The organism is Ruminococcus sp. NATIVEDY160, assembly GCF_045819885.1.
GTDB lineage: Bacteria > Bacillota > Clostridia > Oscillospirales > Acutalibacteraceae > Ruminococcoides.
In genome coordinates this window covers 1,216,567-1,240,537 of record NZ_CP162391.1, presented here as the reverse complement: position 1 = coordinate 1,240,537, position 23,971 = coordinate 1,216,567, and the positions used below count along the sequence as shown (strand labels likewise).

16 protein-coding genes and 1 pseudogene are annotated in these 23,971 nt (G+C 37.2%); all 17 read right to left on the bottom strand.

Translation table 11 applies throughout. From position 1 onward, the window contains the following. Positions 1-22: 22 nt before the first annotated feature. Positions 23-745: a hypothetical protein gene (locus AB1I49_RS06065; RefSeq protein ID WP_407720448.1), complete on the bottom strand. Its 723-nt coding sequence runs from the start codon at positions 743-745 to the stop codon at positions 23-25. 23 nt (positions 746-768) lie between these two features. Continuing rightward, positions 769-1,506 carry a hypothetical protein gene (locus AB1I49_RS06060; RefSeq protein ID WP_407720447.1) on the bottom strand — a complete coding sequence of 246 codons (738 nt, stop codon included), beginning with the start codon at positions 1,504-1,506 and terminating at the stop codon, positions 769-771. A gap of 28 nt (positions 1,507-1,534) precedes the next feature. After that, positions 1,535-3,121, bottom strand: coding sequence for a TolB-like translocation protein (locus tag AB1I49_RS06055; RefSeq protein ID WP_407720446.1), 1,587 nt, complete (start codon positions 3,119-3,121; stop codon positions 1,535-1,537). 75 nt (positions 3,122-3,196) lie between these two features. Continuing rightward, the gene (locus AB1I49_RS06050) at positions 3,197-3,658 is read right to left on the bottom strand and encodes a hypothetical protein (RefSeq protein ID WP_407720445.1); all 462 of its coding nucleotides are present in this window, start codon (positions 3,656-3,658) and stop codon (positions 3,197-3,199) included. Positions 3,659-3,757: 99 nt separating this feature from the next. Continuing rightward, a complete protein-coding gene (locus AB1I49_RS06045) occupies positions 3,758-4,201 on the bottom strand; it encodes a GTP pyrophosphokinase (protein ID WP_407720444.1) in 444 nt (147 codons plus the stop codon). A 25-nt stretch (positions 4,202-4,226) separates the two neighbouring features. Next, complete coding sequence (locus AB1I49_RS06040) at positions 4,227-5,546, bottom strand: TIGR02452 family protein (protein WP_407720443.1); 1,320 nt, start codon at positions 5,544-5,546, stop codon at positions 4,227-4,229. 48 nt (positions 5,547-5,594) lie between these two features. After that, positions 5,595-6,320, bottom strand: a complete 726-nt coding sequence (locus tag AB1I49_RS06035) for an SGNH/GDSL hydrolase family protein (protein ID WP_407720442.1) — start codon at positions 6,318-6,320, stop codon at positions 5,595-5,597. Positions 6,321-6,354: 34 nt separating this feature from the next. Next, positions 6,355-6,807, bottom strand: a complete 453-nt coding sequence (locus AB1I49_RS06030) for a DUF1273 domain-containing protein (RefSeq protein ID WP_407720441.1) — start codon at positions 6,805-6,807, stop codon at positions 6,355-6,357. A gap of 93 nt (positions 6,808-6,900) precedes the next feature. Then, on the bottom strand, positions 6,901-8,400 hold the full coding sequence (locus AB1I49_RS06025) for a serine/threonine protein kinase (RefSeq protein ID WP_407720440.1): 1,500 nt from the start codon (positions 8,398-8,400) through the stop codon (positions 6,901-6,903). Between the two features lie 335 nt (positions 8,401-8,735). Then, positions 8,736-9,248, bottom strand: a pseudogene (locus AB1I49_RS06020) (O-acetyl-ADP-ribose deacetylase). Between the two features lie 56 nt (positions 9,249-9,304). Continuing rightward, entirely contained in the window at positions 9,305-18,166 is an 8,862-nt protein-coding gene (locus AB1I49_RS06015; RefSeq protein ID WP_407720439.1) for an Ig-like domain-containing protein, read from the bottom strand. After that, positions 18,159-18,605 carry a hypothetical protein gene (locus AB1I49_RS06010; RefSeq protein WP_407720438.1) on the bottom strand — a complete coding sequence of 149 codons (447 nt, stop codon included), beginning with the start codon at positions 18,603-18,605 and terminating at the stop codon, positions 18,159-18,161. The genes AB1I49_RS06015 and AB1I49_RS06010 overlap by 8 nt, the downstream gene beginning before the upstream one ends. A gap of 12 nt (positions 18,606-18,617) precedes the next feature. After that, positions 18,618-19,175: a hypothetical protein gene (locus tag AB1I49_RS06005; RefSeq protein ID WP_407720437.1), complete on the bottom strand. Its 558-nt coding sequence runs from the start codon at positions 19,173-19,175 to the stop codon at positions 18,618-18,620. 4 nt (positions 19,176-19,179) lie between these two features. Next, positions 19,180-20,937 carry a serine/threonine-protein kinase gene (locus AB1I49_RS06000; protein ID WP_407720436.1) on the bottom strand — a complete coding sequence of 586 codons (1,758 nt, stop codon included), beginning with the start codon at positions 20,935-20,937 and terminating at the stop codon, positions 19,180-19,182. Positions 20,938-20,948: 11 nt separating this feature from the next. Continuing rightward, a complete protein-coding gene (locus tag AB1I49_RS05995) occupies positions 20,949-21,719 on the bottom strand; it encodes a PP2C family protein-serine/threonine phosphatase (RefSeq protein WP_407720435.1) in 771 nt (256 codons plus the stop codon). A 16-nt stretch (positions 21,720-21,735) separates the two neighbouring features. Further along, positions 21,736-23,337 (bottom strand): DUF6382 domain-containing protein, encoded by a 1,602-nt coding sequence (locus AB1I49_RS05990; protein WP_407720434.1) that lies wholly within the window; start codon positions 23,335-23,337, stop codon positions 21,736-21,738. 15 nt (positions 23,338-23,352) lie between these two features. Beyond that, a complete protein-coding gene (locus tag AB1I49_RS05985; protein WP_407720433.1) occupies positions 23,353-23,967 on the bottom strand; it encodes a hypothetical protein in 615 nt (204 codons plus the stop codon). Positions 23,968-23,971: the final 4 nt, after the last annotated feature.

Genomic DNA, 23,971 nt, shown 5'->3' with positions numbered 1-23,971 from the left:
ATATACATCTGACTATAACTATTTATTTTTGTTCTAGGTTTGATATAAATTCATCTAATGACATAAAACCCGTTATAGTTTTTACCTTCGAAGACTCAAATACTTCTGCCCTCAAGGAATTGTACTCATCTTCGGAAACATCTTCGCCGTCCCATATGAATCTTTCCTGTCCCTGAATCAATCTGCTCGCAGTGCCTTTGTAAACTTGAGTTGCTTCAGAGCCATTGATTTTGTAAACAAAATCTCCTTGAACACCTGATTGGATGCCGGTACTCAAAAACAGGTTTTCTCTTTCATAATAAAGAAATCCATCAATCATCAACCTCTGAGAATACACCTCGTCATTGTATATCCAACACAATTCACTGCTCATCGGTCTCTGTTTTCCGTGCATATACAGCTCGGGGGTGTCATCCTCATCTACATACACCAATGCGTATTCATAATAATCGGAATTTGAAATACTATTGACATAATCCGAATAGATTTGCTTCCAGCTCTCGTTTTGAACGGTTTCCGTTGCCGGTGCTGCTGTTTCTTGTTCTTTGATGGTCGTTGTTTCTGTTGATGGTTCTTCAGCAGTTGTTTCCACTGTTGTTTTCTGCTCGGTAACAGTTTGCACTGCTGTTGTAACTTCGATCTTTGAAGATGAGTCCGTGTTTTTCTGCGCGCTGCATGCGCATAAGGCAACTCCGTATAACAACAGGGCTGACAGGAATAACGGAACAATTCTTTTTTCTCTCATATTTCATGCTCCTTTTTCAAATTCTAATAATTGTTTATCGCATCAAAAACAGAGGCTCTGTCGTATTCAAAATTGACAAGTACCTTTCCATTTTCACGGAATGCGTTTAAGAATGCACTGTTGTATTCATCGTAGGAAGCATCTTGGTAGTTGCTGTTTTCATCCAAACGGTAGGAATATGTAAAATCATTCGGGTTATCCATGTCAAAATCCATCGACTGTGCGCGTTCGGCACCATCGAATACACACTGTAAGGTTCCTCCGCTGATATAAAAGACTTTCTTCGCATACCTACCCTGTCTGCCGACGATACAAGAAACACGTGAGTTCCAATAAAAGATGCCGCCGCTTCCTGTTCTGATTGTGTTTATCTGACCTTGAGAAACGGTGCTGATAGAACCGCCGCCCATTTCGAACCCTGAACTATAAAATAACTCCGGTATGCCGTTTCCATCCACATCAATTAAAGCGAATTTTTCCATCCCAGCGCCTATATCAATGCTGCTGATGTAATCGATATACATATCTTTCCATTCTGAGCTTATTGCAACAGTTGAGGGTTCCTCTGTGATTTGTTCGGTAGTTAGCTCGGCTGTAGTTGGTTCGGCAGTAGTTACCTGCTGTGTTACCATTTGAGATGTAGTTACCAGTTCTGTTGCTTGCGCAGTCGGTTCGGGTGTTTGTGTTTCACTTCCGCAAGAACCAAGGGATATTAACAGTACAATGCTGATTATCGAAACGATACCGATTCGTTTTCCCATTTTTACTTATCACCTTTCTGTATGAATATCACTCTTTAAATAAAGTAACATCACATTCAATAGTGTTTTCTGCATAAACTGACTTTTTTGTCAGCGTCATCGATAAATCAACGCTGTCTTCGTGTAATTCCAGATGTCCTGTATAATGGCTGCCCCAACTATCAACAGTTTCGAAATCCATTTTATTTCCGTCATACAGATTGCCTTCTGCATGCGGGAAATAAGCTTTATTCTGGCTGCCTTGTTGTCCATGCATAACCACCTTGCCATTAGATATCTCTTTAATTGTTAAAACAATGGGACTTGTGTCAGATGAAAATACTCCTTCGGTGTAACTAAAAGAATTATCATCACTATTTTTTGATGTCTGGTTTTCTGCTACGGTTTCTTCTTGTTCTCCATATATTTTATATGTCTTCAAATTCCAATCCACAACACAGCCGTCTATGATCCACATTGGCTTTGTGATATTAATTTCATACTCTTCATGAGAGAGTTTCTTCGCGGTTTTCGTGTTCATGTCATATAGTCTAAGGCTATACATAAAATAGATATTCTCGGGATGCAGCAAATCGCTGGTCACAAAATAATTTTTTCCGATACAACTTGCAGCGTCGTTCTCGGAGGTAAACACCTCTCCGCTTTCTAAGTCTATTGTGTATAAATCAAATTTTCCACTGCTCGGTGTGCTGAAATACAAGCCATATTTTCCGTCTGACGTAGCATATTCAAAGCTGCAGTCTTCCGTTATTTCAGGCGATTTTTTTACCGTTCCGTCTTTTTCGACAGTATATGTGACATGATTATCATTCTTGTTTCCGCTGTTTTCCGAAATTGAAAACGTATCAAATACAACGCGATTCTCATCATGGAAGATACTATATGTCATCATGCCGTTGTATATATCCTCAAACTTCTCCGTTGATAAATCATATGCCCTAAACGTACCATTGCTGTTATCGTTATTCTTCAAATAAGCATATAATTTATTGCCAAGAACGCAAGAAAAAATGATTTGTCCGTTCCAGTCCTTCGTGAGTTTTGATTTGCTGTTATCGGAAATATTGAATTTCATAACAGCCGATTGATTTGATTCGTTTTGGTCAAGATAATAAATACAATTATTCCGAATACCAATCAGCTCAATATAACCATCCGATTCAAATAATAAATCCGAAGTGTTTTGAGATATCGTTGTTTTATATACTTTTTTGGGAGTATTTCTCTGATTGGAATCAGCAATGTCATATCCTTCGCCATAAAAAACGGTTTCACCATCGGACATGATAGTGTATACATTTTTTTCGTTGCTTAGTTTTTTCCCTTCGGATTCCAGACTTTCTTTATAATAAAGGCCATCATCCTTTGCGCAAATAATCTTCTTATCAATATTTACCAAGTATTTGCCGACTTTAAAGGCAGCATCGTTATTATTTTCTGTAGCATCATTACTATCGGTGGCTTCACTAACAGTGGTAGGCTCAATCGTATTATTTGTTGTAACCTCTATCGAAGAATCAGTTTTGTTTCCGCAAGAACACAATATGAAAATACAGCAAAAAACAACTGTTGCAAATAGAATAACAGATATTTTTTTCAGTGATTTAATGTACACTTTAATCCTCCTCGTAATTCAAAGACACAAAACATTGTAAGTTGTTTTGGGATTATTAATTTGAACCAGTATGTTTTAATAATCTCTGATTTGCGCGCAAATTTCGGAATATGTTATCAGATTGTCAACCTTTTGCGCTTCGGCTTTATTAAAATCATTATTCTTTGCGGCTTCATATTCACTCATATTTGAATAATTCACGCCATTCCAAACGTATGATTCCTGACCGGTAATCGTGCAGATTTCGCCTTCCGCCACTACTTCTTCCGAATCGCCGTTGATTCGTCTGATATAATCGACGCCCTTACCCGTGAAACCGCCCTCGTACAGATATTTATTTTGGCACTCTAAATACATAAAGCCGGAGAACGACATGTTTCCTTTGCAAAGCTTGCCGTCATTTACCCAGCACAAATAGCTCGGTGCCATATGAGAGATACCGGGAGCCGCTAATTCGGGGATATCATCGTCATCAATAAATATCAGCTGATATCCACTAATCATACTATCATCTACAGAGTTCAGAAAATCAATCAATAATTAGATACTGAAAATAGAGATTTACAATTTGAAACACTTTAAACGGGTGCATATATAAATTGCTCATATATATTTGTTTTGAAAAGCACTGGCTTTCTAATCTTTCTTTTCTGCCATCTCAAGCATGAGTATAGCTTGTTTGTATTTCTTTACCCTTTCAAGATCCTTGTCTTCTACTTTATCTAAACGAGTTAAGTCGCTATTATGGGCTAAATCCGCCAGCTTAACTTTTCTTGCGAGAGTATTATTCGTTAACGCTCTAACATAATCCAAATATGGCACGTCATCGTTATGTGTCATCAAAGATAGCGCATCTATAACTTCGTCAGGAAACCCTTCACTCATCAAATCAACAAGAGTTATATCTGTATCTTCCACAACATCGTGAAGTAAAGCAACACAAGTTGAGTACTCATCATTCATCTGTTCCGCAAGATGAAATGGATGATACACATATGGCATACCACTCTTATCAATTTGATTTTTGTGAGCATTAAATGATATAATTAGGGCTTTTTTAGTTAGTGGGGTATATATCATATCTACACCTCTGTCCTTTACAGGCTTATCTACGCGAATTACCTCGCAACTGTTTTTTTATTTGCTTTTCATGCCCGTATTCATTACATGCAGGAAAATTGGAAAAAAGTCGCTCAAACACCTCAATATTCGTTGATGGCATAGATTCACGTTTAACCGCAAAAACTATTTCATCAAACGATTTTATGTATCTTGATTCCAATAAACACTCTCTAAATGCATTCGCAACAACCTCCGGCGGATTATGGAATGCACCGCAGCCGAATGCGCCCAGCACCAAAACGTCTACGCCGTTCTCGATGGCTACTTCAAAAATATTTTTGATTCTTCTCATCAATAGATACTTTAAATCTCCGTTAGGAAGAATATACCCCGAGCCGCTGAAAAACGGAGCCGCGCAGGTTAAAATGTCTATTTCAAAGCTGTCATCTGCGTAAATCTCTTTATAACCTATCAAACACTGCGCAATATAATCACCTACCGTTTTTAGAACTGTGACCCTTGGTGAATAAATAATCTCATCTGTTCCGAGAAACATACTGTTGAACTGGTTACCTGAGCGAATTTTGTTGTTATCGGCATAGTATTTTTCAGCGTTTTTTGAAGTCAGTGATTTGTAAAGATTGGTAGAGCGGCAAAGATACTCCTCCTGTGCATTGGCGCCTCTCCAAACACCGCCACCTGGCTCAACAGGATTAGCAAAATTCAACACCGCTATTCTTCTGCCTGTATTTAAATACCTTTCAGCTGATAATAGTGTTAGATTCTCTTCGAAATATACAACGCCTTGTCTTTTAGGTGCTTTTTTGCTCACAAAACCTTCCCCATACACTATGGTATTATTCATCAGCTGCTTAGTTACCTTTGCCAATCTAATGTTACTGTTGCAGTAATCTAACATCTCCGTAAATTCGTTAACTCGATTATTTATTTTCAATTGATTCTTTATTACTTCCAAATTGGGTATGCGACCTCCAACTAGTTCTAACCCAATCCTTTTTTTGAAACTTTCAACGTCAATCGGATACTTGCAAATCATTATAAGGCAATCCATAAATACAGCTGTCGTTTCTCCATCAAACAAAACCACGTTTTCGAGCAAAAGGGATTTATCTAAATGGATTCCAAGCCGTCTAGCTACTAGCTTCTGTGTCTTATTGTAAAAAGCGTTATTAATGTATTCATCATAGAATTTAAATTGTATATAATCATTGTGAGTGCTTATAATATCAATTTTAAAATTGAAGTCAGTAAAAAACACGCTATTCTCTTTCACTATATTTACTTTGCATTTCAAATAAACATCTGAAAAGACTGTAATAGCAGCGTATAATTCTTCTCGCATAACAATCCTTTTTCCTTTATTTAACTTGACTGATATAAAATTATTCCTTTATTTGGTTATTTCTCCAATTATAATTTGTGCCAATACAGCCATCCCTTCTTTATCTGGATGAGACCCATCAATCGTACTAATGCTAATATTTTTTGAATAGATATCAACTAATTGACATTTATTCTTTTGGGCAAGTTTAGCAATCATCCTATTGTAATCTTCAATATTGTTTCCTTGATAGATTTTTGGAAATACAAAAGTCGGTCTATTGGGAATAAATGTTGTAAAAAGATTCAAACAGTATATTTTGGCTTTCGGATAAGCGCTTTTTATTTTATTTAGCATAATTTGATATGCATCTGTAAAGCTTTCTTCCGGTACGCTGCATTTATATAGCTTTGCTCCATTTGCCCAATCGTTGTCCCCCAACGCAACAAATACAATATCAGGCGTTTCATTTCCAATTGTAAGTCCGTTTATTCTTTCAGAGCTACATCCTGAAGGAAACAACTCGGTTCTACTTGGAAGCTTAGTTACCCTACTGCCTGACCATGAATTATTAGCCAATAGAGTGCAATGAAAATAATCAATTACTTGCCCCCACCATGTATCAGAATAATTGTATATATCCGCTTCAAAGCAAATTTCATCTTTATAAAACACATTATATCCCATTGGATTCCAACCAACGAGTGTGCTGATTGAATCTCCCAGAATAGAAACTTTTTTGTTTTCTAAAGAAAACTGCTTTTTGGGTAAAAAATTAAATAACCCTCTTTTCATAACACACCTCGAAATATACAACAATTATTTATCTTTATTTCTTTATCAATAATACTGTTTTTCCTTGTTTCTTTGCATTTTTTATAGCTGTATTTGCCCCACCGTCGTCACGAATCGAATATCCAATCACGATGTTACTTCTATCTATCATCCATTGATTCCTTTGGGTAATAACCTTTTTATAATGAATGTCTGCTAACACTGTTGGGATAATTATTTCATCGTACAATGAATAAAGGTAGTCTCCATTCTCGTTGATATCTTTAGAAAAATACGGTTTAACGCAAATTAGTTTTATGTTTGGATAGCCCTTCTTTAGTCTTCTAACCGCGGATGAAAACATCTCATCAAATCGCCCCTTAGCTCCCGTATAGAAGACTTCACATCCTTGTTCTACCGCTACTAAAACAGCTTTATTTACTTTCTCTGTAATGTTTTCAAACACTTCTCTATGACCGAAGCCACAGCACGCCTTTTTGATACACATATGTCACCAATATACAACTAATCATTTTGCATTCTAAATAATTATATAGTTATAAAGTTCTCTGTTGTAATAATCAGAAACAAATGATTACTATTACGGAGCAGCAGCGTCAGCACCATCACCACCGATATGACTACCACCTGCATTACCACCTCCACCGTCAATTTCGCCACCATCTTGTCCTCCGTGTTCATTAAAACTCTGTTCCGGTGAGATAACATCTGAATATTCACTATCATTTTTGGAATTATCACTGTTTTCTAAGTTACCACTATTCAAAGAATCCTCTTCATTAGAAGCCTCATTACCCTTACTACTATTGACGGAATTATAATCTATATATTCTCCGTTTTCATTAGCGCTTTCTGAAGAAACTTTAGAATTAGAAGAAACCTCTGATGTATCGGTATCTATTTTCTCTTTGCCTTTACTTACAATAAGCTCAATAACTTGCGGCTTTTCAAACTGCTCACCAGCTTGAACGCTTTGCCTAATAACGTGTCCATATTCTATATTGTCGTTGTATTCTTCTTCTGATTCAACAGTAAATCCTGATTCTTTTAGCAGCAATAATGCTTTTTCATAGCCCATTCCAACTGTGTCCGGCACTGTATAAATATGGTTAGTAGATACAATTGTCGCAGATGCAGATGTCGACATGTTTTCACTTTGAGTGTTTTTCGTAATATTGGCATTATTAACAGCAATAACAGTAATTGTAATTCCCAAAGCAACAATTACTGCAACAACTGGAATAATTATCTTAATCAGAGTATTAGTCTTTTTGACTTTACTATTACTGCACACACGAGCTAAATCATTTGCAAGTTCTTCACAGCTTCGATAGCGATTATCGGGATTTATTTCTGTACATTTGTCAATAATAGCTTGCATTGATTCCGAAATCTGCTTTGTTTCATATGTATTTGAAGAGTATTCAAGGCATGGATTATTTCCAGTTACCAAATACTTCATTGTCATTCCCAAAGCGTAAATATCAGAACGTGCATCTGTTCGCCCTGCATACTGTTCCGGTGGAGCAAACCCCCTTGTTCCGAGTGCAACTGTATCATTAGCTTTTTGTGGGTTAAATACACGAGCTGTACCAAAGTCAATTATTTTCAAACTTCCATTTGGTTTTATAATTATATTTGAAGGCTTCATATCTCGGTATATAATCGGTGGATTCTGATTATGTAAATATGACAGTGCTCCACACAGTTCAATCGCCCACCGTGCAACCGTTTTTTCATCCTGCGGTCCATACTCATTAAGAACTTGTTCTAAGGTCTGACCTTCTATATAGTCCATCACCAGATAAAGATATTCATCAGTATCTATAATATCAACTATTCTGGGAAAGGCAGGGTGATCTAAATCTTTCATTAATCCGGCTTCAGCAATCAAGCTGTTAATAAAAAACTGATTATACTGTTCGTTTGTTTTTTTGATTTCCTTTATTGCCCATCGATTACCCAAGTGTATGTTCACTGCCAAATATACAACCGACATTCCACCCTTGTTAATATATTGTTTAAGTTCATATTTGTTGTCAATAATTTTACCTATACTGCACATTTCTCTTTCTTTCATTTCCTCTTATAGAATTTAAATGTAAATGTTTTACCCAAAACAGAATTTATTTCTATCAGTAACGGTGTTTGAATAATACAACAGTATTTATAAGGAAACAATTTATTTGAATGTTCCTTGCAAAACTATAATTCCATATTTCATCGGCATCTCCTAACGGAGCAAAACAAATGAGAATACAATGTTTATTGTCACATACGGTAATAACTTTTTCGATTCTTATGCAAGATTATTTCTCACAAATGAATCCTCCACCATTATAATACTAGACGAAAATAGCCATTCCACAAATGTAGAATGGCTACTTTTATAATTTCACAATTCCATAAATGTTTTTATTTGAATCTATCGTTTGCAGATAAATAGCTTTCATAAGTTTTGTCATCAAACAAAACCCACTCAACCAAATCGAAACTATCGGGATTATGAAACAAATAATTCTTCACAGCCTCAATTGCTGTCATCGCTGCTTGTGTTAATGGATAACCGTAAACACCTGTCGAAATAGATGGAAAAGCAATTATTCGAATCCCATGCACCTGCGCTAATCTCAATGAATTAGTATAACAAGCCGCGAGCAACTCTGCTTCATTATGAGTTCCACCTTTCCATACAGGTCCTACCGTATGGATAATATACTGACACGGTAACTTTTATGCTCTGGTTATTTTTGCTTCTCCTGTTTCGCAGCCATGAAGCTTGAGACATTCCATTTTTAAGCGTACTCCTGCAGCTCGGTGAATAGCTCCGTCAACGCCTCAGCCACCAAGCAAAGATTTGTTGGCGGCGTTTACGATTGCGTCAACGTCATTCACTTTTGTAATGTCACCTTTTATGAACCTTATCATGAATGACCTCCATATGTCTTTTCATTTCAAATCACGCATTTTTTCATGAACACTTGCTATTTTGCAGACTTCTTTTTCTTTCTTAATACTAAGAACACAATACCGCCTGCAATCAACAGTACACCTGCAATTGACGAAATGACAAGCACCGGATTATTGATAAACTGGATGAATAAGTTGGTGGTTACCAGGAAACTATTAAAGTGAACTTCTGTTTCCTCGGTATCCTCGGTTGAATTTGCCGCAGCATCCACAGCTTCAATTTTAAGGTTTTGTAACGACTCAGAACTTGGAATATCAAGAGTCATTCTGCCGCCGTTTTCAGCTAATTCTTCTTCCGAGTATTCCTTAACAGTTTCACCGTTGAGAACGATTACTACATTTTGAAGCAGATTATCATCGTTAGCGACAATATCAACTGTCTGTGTCTCAACATTATAATGACCGCCTTCTTCGAGGTTATTTACAACAACCTGCGGAATTGTTCTATCGACAACAAAGTTGATTTTAGCATCCGGTTCTTTAGAATAATCTGGATTCTTTGTTTCACTATACGAAGTGTTATCTGCCTTATCGGTTGTCGTAATCGCCAAACTATAGGCTGCCTCATCGATAAAGTTATCTTTTTTAATTGTATAGGTGTAGAGTTTCCACTTGTCAGGCTTGCTGTCATCGAGCAGACGAGTAAAGTTATCTCCTTCGTTCAGTGCTCTCGGCTGGTCATTGCCGACCTTAAGCGATACTGCATACTTGTCAACCTTATCCGGGTTTATCTCAGTAATAACGATATCGTCTGATATTTCCTGAACATATCCCTTGTCAATGATTTCACGAACATCGTCCTTAATACTAAATGTTGATCCAGAACGATTTACAGAGAAGAGTATTTCATCTTCACCCATTTTATCTCCCTTGTTATTGACAATTTCTGATGTCGATGTTTTGTTTCCTGCCATATCTGTTGCTGTACAGGTAATTCTGTAAATACCATCATTTACGAGATTGCTTTCTGAATACGTAATCTCCGTTGATGTTCTCACTTCATGATCCGAGTTAAACACATTCTTCCCATCCCCGGCATTGATATCAATTCTTGTAAATTTCATATCATAAGTTGAGGCATTAAGATTGTGATCGGAGGTTGAAAGAGTGAAGCTAATCTTTTCTCCCTTATTTGCTGAATTCTTCTCCAATCCATCCAGCTTAATATCGGGCTTTTTAGTATCCACATAGAACCTTTGCTCCTCAACCGTATTTGCTGCATTCCCTGCCATATCATTAAGGCTAATATTCATTACAAATAACGCATCGTTATCAAAGGAAACAGTGGCTGTATGAATATCTCCCGAATCACTCCATCCAGAGAGCGAAGGAGCAGTTACGGTTGCACCGTTATCATTTGCTGTACAACTGAACGTTACCCTTTGCGCATCAAAATTATGTTCAGTTACTGTAATGGTTGCAACGCGGTGCTGGTTATAATAGTTGCCGTTTGTAGCTTCATTGTAATTATAAGAAATCTGAATCTCAGGATTTGTTCTGTCAACCGTAAATTTAGTTGGAGCAACAGAATTGCCATAATTCACAGCACTTGCCGGATTATCAGCTTCATCGGTATACGTGATATCAAAAGTATAATCCGCGTCATCTGCATACTCGATGCTTGCCGTATGGATATAAGAGTCTGTGTTTGCTGTTCCGGAATGACTCCAACTCAATCCGGGAGTAAATACCGCACCATCCTTTGTAGCTTTAACAACTACTTTGTTCTCGTTGAAGTTGCGCTCTGTAATTTGAATCGTAGCAGTACGAGAATTATTGAAATACTCAGTGTAACTGCTGTCAGGAGAATTATTTGAATACGAAACATCAATTGTAGGATTGGTTATATCAATTCGCATCTTTGCAGAATCTTGAGCAGGATTCTCAGAATTATCCTTTGCATAAACAAGCAATTCAACAAAGTTACTGTTATTCTTATCTGCTTCAACTGTTACTGAACCGGAGAGTTTCTGTAATCTTCCATCAAACTGAATAGCTGCGCCTGACAATACACCTGATTGTGAACGCTGTCCGTTGTTAAGCACCTCATATTTGAGTTCGGAAGGATTCAATCCAGAACAACTGTTGTTGAAAATCGGATCTGTTATCACAAAATCAACTATAACATTCCCGTTATAAAGCTTTTCGTTGTTTTTGTCTATCTTTGGTTGATTTGAATTAACGTTAAGCTTTATTTCCGGAGAAATGCCGTCAATGTCGGGTGCAGTTTTATCCAAAATAATTTTGTTGGAATGAATCTGTGTCTTATTTCCGGACTTGTCCTCAACATATGCCGTTACAGTGAACGTTCTGTCAGGTGAGAAACTGAACGAACCTGTGTATGCTTTTTTATCAATTGTAGCATCAGAAAGAACAACCGAATATTCGAGCTTTAGATCCTCCGGATTCAAAAGTGCATCATTAGCGGAAATGACTACTTCGGCCGATTTATTATAATACTTCGGAATATCACTGTGCTGACTATTGACTTTGATGTCATCAATTCTTTCGTGTGTTTCCAATCCCTGAACCAGTATTTCAAGTTCATCTGGTGCCGCAGCATCAACAACAAAATCGTTTGGAGCTTTCGTGCCATCAGCATAATGAACATTAGGACGATTGCCCGCAAGATCTACAAATTCATTTGAAATGTTGAAGGTGTAGAATGCATCCTTTTCAAATGTGATTGTGGCGTTCTGCTTCGCAGCATCCCAAGAATACTTATAGCTTACAGTCGGAACTGCTCCGTTTTTGTTCTTCTCGGTAACGGAGAGCATATTATTCAATCCAACAAAGTACTTATCAGTAACTTTTACTGTTGTTGTTCTCTTGGCATTGAAATACTTTTCATTTCTTACATTATTATTGTCAAATTTAATGGAAACTTCAGGAGCAGTCTTATCGATAACGAAATTTTCCAATTGTTTTTTGTCAGATTTGCCAACATTATTCTTGTAAGAAACATAGAATCTCTTTGTACCTTCAACCTCAAGTTTTATATCTGTATAGTACTCGTTTGACTCTCCTATTCTTGTCCACACAAGGGAATTAACATCTAAATTCTTATATGAATCGTTTGTTGCCTCTGTGATAATTAAATTGGTCGAGCTTGAATTTGCACGCTCACCAATGGCGTCAAAAAACACATCTTCTACCTTTACTCTAATAGTGACATCCTCGTTGTAATAGTCAATACTATTGTGAGTGACCGGTTTTTTAGTGTCTACTATCTGAAGTGAAATTACGGGTTTTTTCTTACTAACAATAATATTTCCTTCATCACTGTTGGTTGTTAATTCCGCGTTATTATACGCTGTTGCAGCAATCTTTCCTTTAAATTCTGCCGGAATATTAAATGATACACTAAAGCTTTCGCTTATATCTTTGTTTTCAGCAGTTTTTAGCATTATACTTCCAATAAGATCTTTTTCAGTTGCTTTTTCGCTCTCGGGAGCAGAATAATCAATTCTGTTGATACCGGAAACTTTGTCTTTTGCAGTGATTTTTGCAGTGACTGTGTCCGGAAAATAAACAGTATTGCCCGTAAATAATTCAACCAGTTTCTTGAATGTACCGGTCAATCCTTCATCGGAATGTACATATTCAACCTCAAGGAATTCAGAATCTGTTTTATCTACACAAAATTCTAACGCAGCTTCCGTTCCGTCAGCCTCGGAAAGTTGTACCTGCTGATTTGAAAAATCCACAAACTTATCCGCCACAGCAGATATTTTATAATTTGCATCTTTCTCAAAATAAAGGGTTGCGCTCTGCTTGTCCTCACTGATTGTTACTTCTGGTAAAGCATTGTCTATTATCTTACCATTGATATCTTCAGCGGAGATTTCAAACATTTTCTCAACGTTATCTTTGCTCTGGTCAAATGACAAATCAGTAAACTCAAAATAGTTATCGCTTACAGAGATTGTTGCAGTTCTTGGTGAAGAGAAATACTTACCATTTACAACGTTGTTGTTGTTGTAAGAAATCATCGCCGTTGGAACAGTATGGTCAATAACAAAACTATCCAAAAATACATCTTCTGCTTTTTTACCAACATTATTGATGTATGAAGCTTCAATTCGCTTTTCACCTTCGGATGAAATGACAAAATCGGCATAATATTCGTTAGTTCCGTCTACTCTATTCCAATCAGATGTTTTCGGTATAGTTAGTAAAACAGGTTCACCATTATCGGTTTTTTCTGTAATTGTAAGGTTGTTTCTTATTGCGAGCTGATCTTTAACCTGACCTTGCGCATCAAAGAAAACATCTCTAACCGTTACACGAAGCTTAGCATCTGTATTGTAGTAACGCTTACCGTTATAAAATCTATAATCTTCTTTCTCATTAATCAGTTCTAGTTTTACAGATGGTTTTTCGCTGCTTACTGCAATTTCACCTTCATCTGTGGTTGTTGCCAATTCCGCATTATTATACGCCGTTGCATCGACCTTACCAATATATTCCGCAGGAATTACAAACTCAACACTAAATCCCTCTGTAACAACTGAATTATCGGTTGTGTTTTTTTCAACGCCTTTGATACCAATCTGATTTCCAACAGCAGGCGCCGAATACTCAATCCTATTGATGCCTGAATCCTTATCCTTTGCTGTAATCTTTGCTTTCACTTCATCAGGGAAGAATACAGTATTACCGGTAAACAATTCAATCAATTTCTGGAAAGTTCCGCTCAATCCGTCTTTGGAATGAATATACTCAACTTCAAGGAACTCCGGAGCAGACTGATCAACAGTAAATTCATATAATTCCTCCGAGCCCTCTGCCATGGTGAAATTGTTTCCTGCCTTATCGACAAATTCCTCTGTAAGTGAGAAAGTGTACTTAGCGTCACCGTCAAATACTATCTCAAAACTCTTGCCACCGCAATCAGGTCTTGGTGCAGAAGTTACGTCTCCGTTGACATCGTTAGCAGAAACAGAAATCATTTTTTCAAGAGCAACAAAATTGTCATCCTCTACCAAAATTTTTGCCGTTCTTGATTGATTGTAAAAATCGCCGTTGACATTGTCTGTATTCGTTATCTCTACACTCACAACAGGAGCTGTTTTATCAATAACGAATTCGAACGGAGCCTCCGTTCCATCAGGATATCCAAGATGACAAATATTATTTGCGCTGTCCTTGAATTTATTCTCGTTTACTTCTATTGTATATACACCATCTTCTGTAAACTCAATCGTTCCGACATTACCATCCCATGAAAGCTCCGGGGTATGCATCTCTCCCTTTGCGTTTTCGGCAGTAATCTTAAGCATATCGGGAGTTCCCTCAAAGTTTACATCATCAACTTCAATTGTAGCAGTTCTGTTTGTATTGAAATACTTGTCGTTTTTAACATCGTTGTTATCATATTTGATAACAGCAATAGGATCAACCGTATCTACTGTAAACTCATACGCATAGACGGTTCCTTTATCAACACTCACTTCATCAAAACCATTGCCCGCCAAATCAACTAAAGCATTGGTGATTTCTAACTTATAATGAGCGTTGTCCTTGAATTCAACAGTAGCAATATTACCGTTTTCGTTCCACTTTACAACAGGAGCTTCTACCTCATCAGGCGTAGCAGACTGTGCTATTACTTTAATCATCCCATCGCTCGGAACGAAATGTTTGTCAGTCACAGTAATAGTCGCAATTCTCTCGCTGTTAAAATAACTGTTGTCAGAATCGTTGTTGTCAAAAGACAGCTCAACTACAGGTTTTGTTTTATCAATGACAAAATCTTCAGCAGCAACAGTACCATCTTTATAGGTTACCTCAGCCTTGTTTCCGGCTTTATCAACAAATCCATCAGTGATTGCAAATGTAAACTCGCCCTCAGAGGAAAACTCCACTTTCGCTTCGTTTTTCTCCCATTTTACGGAAGGAACTTCAGCATCTACTGCTGTAATCTCAATCATGTTTTCTTTCGCAGTAAAATTCGGCTCATCTACAGTAATTGTCGCTTCTCTGAAATTGTCAAAGTATTTATCCTGCGCATTATTGTTATTATATGTTACCAGAACTTTGGGAGCTGTAGTATCTATAACAAATTTGTTCGCATGTCTTGTGTTATCATCATATGTAATCAAACATTTATTTCCTGCAAGATCGACTAAGTTGTCCGTTACATCAAATTCATAAAAGCCATCGACAGTAAAATTCACCGTCGCTGTATTTCCGTTCCAGTTTACGCTCGGTGTTTCGATTCCTTTTCCCTGAAAGTCTTTTGCGGAAATAGCAAACATATTATCGCTCGGAACAAAGTTGTCATCTTCAACTACAACCGTCATTGTTCTTGGCGCATTAAAGTAGTACTCTTCGCTAAATGAATTGTTATCAAATGATACTGTTACACGCGGGCGTTCGGTATCAAACACAATATCCTCTGTGCATATATATTGATAGTTTCCAAAGGGATCGGTAAGTTTTGCATACACAACAGTTCTTGCATTTATATCCTTAACTGTGAATGTATCTTCATATTCTATCCACTTTTCGGACGCAAGCTCATCTAAATCAGCTGCGGTTTTGCTTTCTCCCTCAACAGTTTCCTTATCAATATAATACTCAATCCGAACATCACCGAAGTCACCGTCTCTTCCGGATTCAAATGCATTCGATTCATTATCTTCAGCTTCAATCGTGAATGTTTGTGACGGTGTATAAAGACCAAATGTGATAAGCTGTAATAATGCATTAAAGCTCTTCTCAAGCTCATTTGCAGTGATTGTACCGGTTGGTTTTGTTTTATCCAAGAAGAGACCGGTATCAATCACATCTGAAACAGCACCTGTTAATCCTTCAACTGAACTGTTTGATTTGAGTACAATTCGTGGATTGCTGATATTGTTGCTTAATGTAATTGTGTCTGAGAATTGAAGCTCTGTGTTATTCGACGCGTCTTCGTTATATAACGCAATCTTATATTCACCGGTGGGCTTAATTGTTACATCACCAACATAAGCTGACTCAATTGAAGTAGACGAAGTCTCTCCGGAAATAGTATAGGGGGGATTCTCAGCCGGAGTAAAATAATCAAGGATAAACGTGATGCTGGTTTGCGCTGCCTTGTAACAATCATCCTCTGCAATAGAAGCAGTTACAACCACACCGTCTGTTTTTTTCTTCAATGCAACGATTTTATTACCTTCGAGTTTAGCGTAATCCTTGTCAGTTTCAGCTATAGAAAACTCTGTTCCAAGCAGATTTGCAGGTACAGGTATATCATATGAACATCCAACAAAAAGATTTCTTGTGTTTTCTTCATAACTGAAATCAGTTCGGTCTGCTTTTCTTACAGTTACGGTGAATTCTAATTCTTTATCATTATAATTATCAGATGAAATAGTTGCCTTTATTTCAAAGATACCCGATCTGCTAACCTTAAGGACGCCATCGCTATCAATGGTTGCAGCATCCTTGATTGTTTTTTTGTCCAAGGCTTTTTGAGAGGTTATTTCATACTTTGCAGCATAATCCGTTATTGGAAGCTTAAAATTATCAGAGCAATCTACCATTAACTCAGGTTTGAAATCAACCGTTTCGGATTTTATATCTTCGTCCGGAACAGTTAACTCAGCCTTATTTACAAAAAGCTGATACTGCAATTCTGCATCTGTAAGATTAGATAAACCAGTTACTTTAGCGGTAATAATTGCTGCAGTGTTTGAAACGGAAACAGCTGATACGGTTCCGTTTGAATCAACTGTTGCTATGCTTTCATCACTGGACGAATACGTTACAACTGCATCAGGATTGGCCGCAGAATTAAAGCTAACGGGATTCTCAAAAGTTTCTCCATATACAATATTCTCCGGAGTATCAAAATCCACATTCTTCGCAAACGCAACATAGTCGTTACCATTTCCAGCACTAACCTCAACGTCATAATCGGCAGACGCCTCAAAATAGCTGTCTGTTTCGGCAACAGTCGCAGTTATTGTTGTATTACCTACTCCAACGGGCACAATCATTCCATCGCTATCTACGACTGCTATATTTGGGTTGGAAGAAGTATAGCTGACAGAATCATTTTCAGATAAACCTTTAATAGCCAATGGCTTCTGTGCAACACCAAAAACCATTGACACGGAAGTATTACCTTCAAAGGATAACTCTTCCCGATTGGTCTTATTATAAACTGTGTAATCATTATCTGCCTTTACCAGATTTCCAATTGCATCAGTAACAGCGAATTCAATAGTATGTTTTCCCAATGATTCTGTTGCGTAAGACATCGTATTGTTTGCTGAAACATTGGCTACAAGTGTATCGCCCTCATAACCAGCAACATTATCAACATAATCCGCTAAAGAGCCTTCTATTTTGAAATCCTCAAATTTCGCAATATCAACAGAATTACCTTTTTTAACAATTATAGGCTCATCTTGCTTCTTGATTGATAAACTGGTATTCACAAAATCAGAGAGTGTCTTTTCTGATTTTGCAAGATTAATTACAAGATGAGATGACATCTTGCTTCCAATAGTCAATGCATCAGTCAACTTGATATCAGCATTATCACTTTCTGGATTTTCATTCCAGTGATCTTCTGTAGTAATCGTTACTTGCGTTGCTGAATCCGGAATAGAAAAATTCCAGAATATTTCTGTATTGTTTGTTTTCGGGTTTGCATCCGCAATAAACCCATTTTCAGTTTCGTCCTTCCACCAATAGCAAAATGCTTTATCAATGTTGGAAGTGATAACCGTAAACAGTCTCGCACCATCTCCTGCCTTTATCTCATTTGATGATATAGCATTCGTTGAAATCAATCCGACTAAACTGGCCGAAATCACAATTAGAACTGACAAAAGTATGGAAATGAATCGATACGCAAAAGTTTTTACAGACTTATCCATTTCTACCGCTCCTCTTTTTTGATAATAGTGTATGATAAACTCTGCCATTAAATATACAGTGTAAATTCAAAAGCAGAAATACTATTCCAAACAACAGTGAGAAAATTCCCACCGTACCTGTCTTTAACAGTGAAAGAACAACAACAAGCGCAACAGCAAGAATCAGAATCAAATCGACTACGGAAGCATATCTGTTTCTAAAAAACGTGATTGCACCAATACTCCCCTTTGCATTAAGCTGTTTATACTGTCTGTAGAACAGAAACAACGTAATATACCCACCAATAATTCCTATCCAAAGTAAGGCTGTACCAACGTAGGATATGGATACACTCTTTTCATCCCCCATCATACTATATAGAGGAATCAAAGCTATTGATAAGGCGCTTATTGACAAAAAAATAATTGATATAGCTAAAAACCTAAATGAAATTTTCACGCTAACTGCTCCTTACGCAATGACTTCATTGCTGACAAACAGCACTATTTCTGTTCGCACACTGAAGTTCACATCTTTTCCAATATTAGAATACAACACAGATGTCCCTTCATCCAAAACAGATGTTTGCTCAGCATATTCTGTATCCGCAACGATTGTTCCCTCTGATTGACGAATATCTGATGCCTCCGAATCTGTGACCAAAACACTTGTTTGCTCTTCTTGAAACTTCTTATTAGACGACTGATGATTGGACAACTCCTTAGAAAGACTTGCTGTTGTTGTTCCTCGTATATTAGTTTCTTCATCTGGTTTTCCCATCTTTGCAGTATCCGGCATTTTTTCGGTAACCTTTGTTTTAGGTGAATCAGCATTTGACTGAACTCGCGTCCTTTTTTTTGTTCCACTCTCAATTTCTGCGATTTCTTTTTTGGCTGTGGAACCACTCAAATAACCGATAACGGCCGGTATTTTTAGCACAAAGAACAGAACAACGGAAAGAATAAGAAAAAAACCGGCAAGCATTATACCTATGAAAAAAATTATATTGTACTGATCATAAGAAAACATAATATCACCTACCTCTAAGATTACGTTCTATCCGACTTTTTACCGATGAGAAATAACCGGGGATATCGGTTTTCTGACCATTGGAATCTATGGAAGTAAACTCTCCTTCAATCAATTGCTTAATGCTGCTATCCGCCTTCATATATGTTTTATCCACCAGTATCTTAACCTCATCGACCTTATCGATAAGTGTAGACTCTGAAATAGACTCAAGATCAGCGAATGACACGCAATTTTTATCAATTTCTGTTACTATCTCTTTGCAGCCAAGTGCTACTGCTTCTTCGTCACTTGATTGTTCACATACCGAATACAAATTATTAAGCAAACTCCAAAGCTCCTCGTATTTCGTTTTAAGTTCAGCTTTTCTCGCATTCTGCTCATTCTTGCATTGTCCTATTGAATAGTAAATATTGATAAATTTTACTTCTTCGGAATCAACGTCGCCAACAGAATCCAAATAACGCTTAAACCACTCAGCAGCTTTTGATTCTGCCTTGGTGCTGCTTTTATAATAATACCAGCAACTAATGCCGGTGTTCATACAGAACTTCTCATAACCAGCTTTATTACGGGATTGAAATTCAGATAGAGGCTGAACACCTTTATTATTAGTAACTGTTAATGAATCCAAATCCGTAATTTCTACAATAGAAAGAGAATTTTGTTCGGGATTTCCTGCTTCATCGGTAGAAAGAAACAAATCCAGTACCCCACTATAAAATCTCTCATCAGTTGGATCAAGCGATATAGCTTGATAGTACGCTTTTTGTCTCTGTTCTCTTGTGTTGGTTTCATTACTGGCAACAGAAAGATATGTTTCAATATCTTCAGACTTCCTGTTTTGAGCGCTGATGAATCCAAATAGCGAAACTATAAGGCTAACAATAATCATACTAACTGACACAATAAAGAGAGTAAGTTTTCTTTTCTGCTTTCTCCGATAAGCATCATCGATTTCTCTATAGTGTTCTAAAGCATATGTAAGCTCTGCACAAGATTGGTATCTTTTATCCGGATCATATTCTGTGCATTTCTGAATTATACTTTCTAATCCTTGTGATAGTGAAGGATTGATTTCTCTAATTGGCTTCATCACTTCATTAACCGGACTATGATTTGTTATAAGGTGATAAAGCGTTGCACCCAAACAATATATATCTGTTCGGGCATCTGTTTTAGCGTTGGAGCCAAATTGCTCCGGTGCAGCATAACCTTTTGTTCCAAGGCTAATGGTATCATTAGCATCTGCAATTTTAACTTCACGAGCCGTACCAAAGTCAATCAGCATGATTTTATTCTTGCCGTCTCTGGTTTCCGGTTCAAGCATAATATTTGCCGGTTTCAAATCACGATAGATAATCGGTTTATCTCGTGTATGCAAATATTGAAGCACGTCACACAATTGCAATCCCCAATCGACGACCTTCTCTTGGGATTGAGCACCATACTCTTTAAGCACTTCGGCAAGGTCATTACCTTCGATATAATCCATTACAACGAGATAAGTATCTCGCGTTTCGATAACATCTACAATTGTGGGTAGGTTTGGATGCGATAATTTTTTTAGCATCTCCGTCTCGGCAATTAAACTGTTCTTTTTCACCTCAAGGTTTTCTTCTCCAACCTTGCGGACTTCCTTAATTGCCCAAGATTTATTTGCCCTCTCGTTACGCGCCAGATAAACTACACTCATACCGCCCTTGCCGACGATATCCAGTATTCTGTATTTATTGTCAACGAGCTGTCCTATTTCCAGCATAGAAACACCCCTTAATATGTCCTGATAAGCGCAGCGGTAATATTATCCTTCTCCATGCGCTGTTTATTTATTTCGATTAGCTGTCGGATATTGGAACTCATCATTTCTGCGCTGATATTATTTTCAGCGCAAAAGAATCTATGAATTTCGTCATTAGTAATCTCGTGTCTAAAGCCATCACTGCAAATCATATATACAGAGTTTTGAATGGGTGTTCCAAAATAAAATTCCGGATTAACTGTTTGTGAAGCACCTACACACTGCAATAACACGCTTTTGCGCGGATCTGTTTTAGCCTGTTCCGGTGTGATCCTTCCGTACTTCAACTCACGAGCAACCACTGTTTGATCCTCTGTCAATTGCTTAACAGAATTACTACTAATCTCGTATACTCTTGAATCTCCAACATTCACTATATAGAATCTCTGTTGAGTAATAAGGATAGCAGCTATTGTTGTTCCAAGGTTAAATCCTCTCTCCGCACCATAATCTTTTATTTTTTCGTTGTATAACCTAATTGTTTCTGTCCACTGCTTTCGTATAACACTATCATCAATATCTGTGGATATCAGTTGAGGTAATGAATTCTTAAACCAGTCAACCATCGCATTAATTAATGTTGCACTCGCAAGTTCGCCTTTAGCCAAACCGCCCATTCCATCACAGATAATTCCAAATGCTATTGGACCATTTCCGGTGTCCGCAACAAGAACAGCTACGCTATCTTGATTAGTCTGTCTAACATTGCCGATGTCGGTATCGGCAGCAATAATAAAATTCATATATTATCCATTAACCTCAAAACAACTTAAATTCAAATTCCTCGTTTGCCAATTTTATTGTATAACCACTTTGAAGCTCAACTTCTGTGCTACTAGTAATAATCTGTCCATTAACATAAGTATGATTTCGTGAATTATTATCAACTATAAAATAGCGACCATATCTTGTGATAATACTCGCATGTCCACGACTGATATACGAGTTATCGCCTATAAAGTAATCCACGTAACTCTTTTCTTTGCCAATTCTGAAATACGGCTTGTCAATCGGGATTCTTTCGTTATTTCTAACTCGAATCAAAACCGGTTGTTTCACGTGTTCTTCACCATAAGCAGGAATATCACTTAAAACCGCCGTTGCTCCATCCGAATTGCCTCCAAGCACTGTAGTCGGGCCAAAATCCGTAGGACTCTCTGAGTAACTACTGTTCGGATTATATCCTTGGCTTACTGGCTGTACCTGTTGATTGATTGGTTGTTGGCTAACAGGGGTGGTAGCAGACGAATATTTTTGAGGTGGAGTCACGGTTTGAGAAGAACCGCTTCCTTGACCGGGGATTGCAAAGGACTGATTTTGTTGACCTGGAATAGCAAAAGACTGATTTTGCTGACTTGGAACAGCAAATCCAAAGGATGTAGCTTGTTTGGATTGTGTGCTACTTTTTGAAACTGGGATGTTTGTCTGAACATTCGATTTTGTCTTAGCTTTCTTAGCCGCTTTCTGCGCTTTATATTTTGCAGCATTCTCTTTATTATAATGCTGGAGAAGATAAAACATCGAAATAGGCTTCTCATCAGTATTTATTACTGCTTGTTGCACCTCAATCGGCTTTTGGTTTTGTTTCTTTTTCTTAACTTGTGGTATTGAAGAGATAGTAATCTGCTGGTTATTCTGTGGTGGAACAATTGGTTGATTGTTAACTGATTGAACAGTTGTTGTTTGCTGAACATTCTTTCTCACAGAAGTAGAGCTACCCGCGACATCTCCAGATTGTCTATTATTTATATGACTTACGCTCGGATTAACTGGAGTTGTGGAATCATACCTATTTGTTGAAGAGTCGTTCCTAATAATATCATCAAGGACTTTTTTAAACTCTAACAGTGAAAAGGCAGAAACTCCATTTAAGTAGTTTAATATTTTAGCCACATAGTCACAATTCTCCGTTTGATCAGATTGGATGTTAAACATTATTCTTTTAAAGAATGTACGTAAATCTACACTTTCAGTATTTTCGCATACAATCGGCAAACAAATCAGAATCGTTTCACATGTACTGACATCAGCGAAGATATAATCTAAATCTAAAACTATACTGTTTGCATCTATCATATAATCTTCTGCAGACAATAACGCCTCAACTATTCCCGAGAACACTCCAACTAAACGCTTTTTGTTGACAGCACCAATAAACATCTTACTGGCTGCCAACTTTGCTGTGATTTCATATTTTATATATTTTGTTGTGTTCATCTGAGTGAATATAGTTGGAGCAAGTCCTTTTATACTATTATTTGTAATCATGCCCAAACTCATTGTATCCAATATATCATTTGATTGGATGGTATAGACCAAATAGGTTGAACTACCTTGATTTTCTATATGAATATTATTCATATTATGCACCTCAAATTATAACCAAATTTTTGAGCAATACTCTTGACAAACATTGAGTCTTCCTAAGTCCCCAATATTAACTAGATATTTCACTTGATATCGTGCTGTGATATACAGTTTTCCACTTTTGACTTTTGATTCAGAGAAATTTACTCCACTCAAACCATCTATAACACCCATTTTCTTCAGAAACTGATCCGCGTACTCTTCGTCACCATTAGCTAAATATCCAATAAATCTATCTTTTATAATTTCAGATAAATCAATGTTTCTTATATCTGGGTTTTTCGTTGACATTTCCGGTTCTTCAACATATTTTTCTTCTAATCTATCTTCAGAAAACCAACGTTGTTCTGTCCGAAAATGCTCATCTCCTTGTCCGGGTGAAAACAGTTTTACGCCTAATGATGTTATTGCTGCTTTTGCTCCAGTGTTGACGTCAGGCTCTAGTTTTTTAATTGAATAAGCTTCGAGACTAAGACTATCAGCAGTTTGAATAATAGAATGGGATACCGCCTCTTGAACGTAAACTGTATAAAACAAAGTTGTTAAAAACAGCGCGAAAATCATAAACAGCGTAACACATAATGTAGCTTCAACTGTAATTGAGCCTTCTTCACGAGTCCTCATATTT

Coding starts and splice junctions, on each gene's coding strand:
- AB1I49_RS06065 (WP_407720448.1), bottom strand. CDS start 745: ATGAGAGAAAAAAGAATTGTTCCGTTATTCCTGTCAGCCCTGTTGTTA.
- AB1I49_RS06060 (WP_407720447.1), bottom strand. CDS start 1,506: ATGGGAAAACGAATCGGTATCGTTTCGATAATCAGCATTGTACTGTTA.
- AB1I49_RS06045 (WP_407720444.1), bottom strand. CDS start 4,201: ATGATATATACCCCACTAACTAAAAAAGCCCTAATTATATCATTTAAT.
- AB1I49_RS06040 (WP_407720443.1), bottom strand. CDS start 5,546: ATGCGAGAAGAATTATACGCTGCTATTACAGTCTTTTCAGATGTTTAT.
- AB1I49_RS06035 (WP_407720442.1), bottom strand. CDS start 6,320: ATGAAAAGAGGGTTATTTAATTTTTTACCCAAAAAGCAGTTTTCTTTA.
- AB1I49_RS06030 (WP_407720441.1), bottom strand. CDS start 6,807: ATGTGTATCAAAAAGGCGTGCTGTGGCTTCGGTCATAGAGAAGTGTTT.
- AB1I49_RS06025 (WP_407720440.1), bottom strand. CDS start 8,400: ATGAAAGAAAGAGAAATGTGCAGTATAGGTAAAATTATTGACAACAAA.
- AB1I49_RS06015 (WP_407720439.1), bottom strand. CDS start 18,166: ATGGATAAGTCTGTAAAAACTTTTGCGTATCGATTCATTTCCATACTT.
- AB1I49_RS06005 (WP_407720437.1), bottom strand. CDS start 19,175: ATGTTTTCTTATGATCAGTACAATATAATTTTTTTCATAGGTATAATG.
- AB1I49_RS06000 (WP_407720436.1), bottom strand. CDS start 20,937: ATGCTGGAAATAGGACAGCTCGTTGACAATAAATACAGAATACTGGAT.
- AB1I49_RS05995 (WP_407720435.1), bottom strand. CDS start 21,719: ATGAATTTTATTATTGCTGCCGATACCGACATCGGCAATGTTAGACAG.
- AB1I49_RS05990 (WP_407720434.1), bottom strand. CDS start 23,337: ATGAATAATATTCATATAGAAAATCAAGGTAGTTCAACCTATTTGGTC.
- AB1I49_RS05985 (WP_407720433.1), bottom strand. CDS start 23,967: ATGAGGACTCGTGAAGAAGGCTCAATTACAGTTGAAGCTACATTATGT.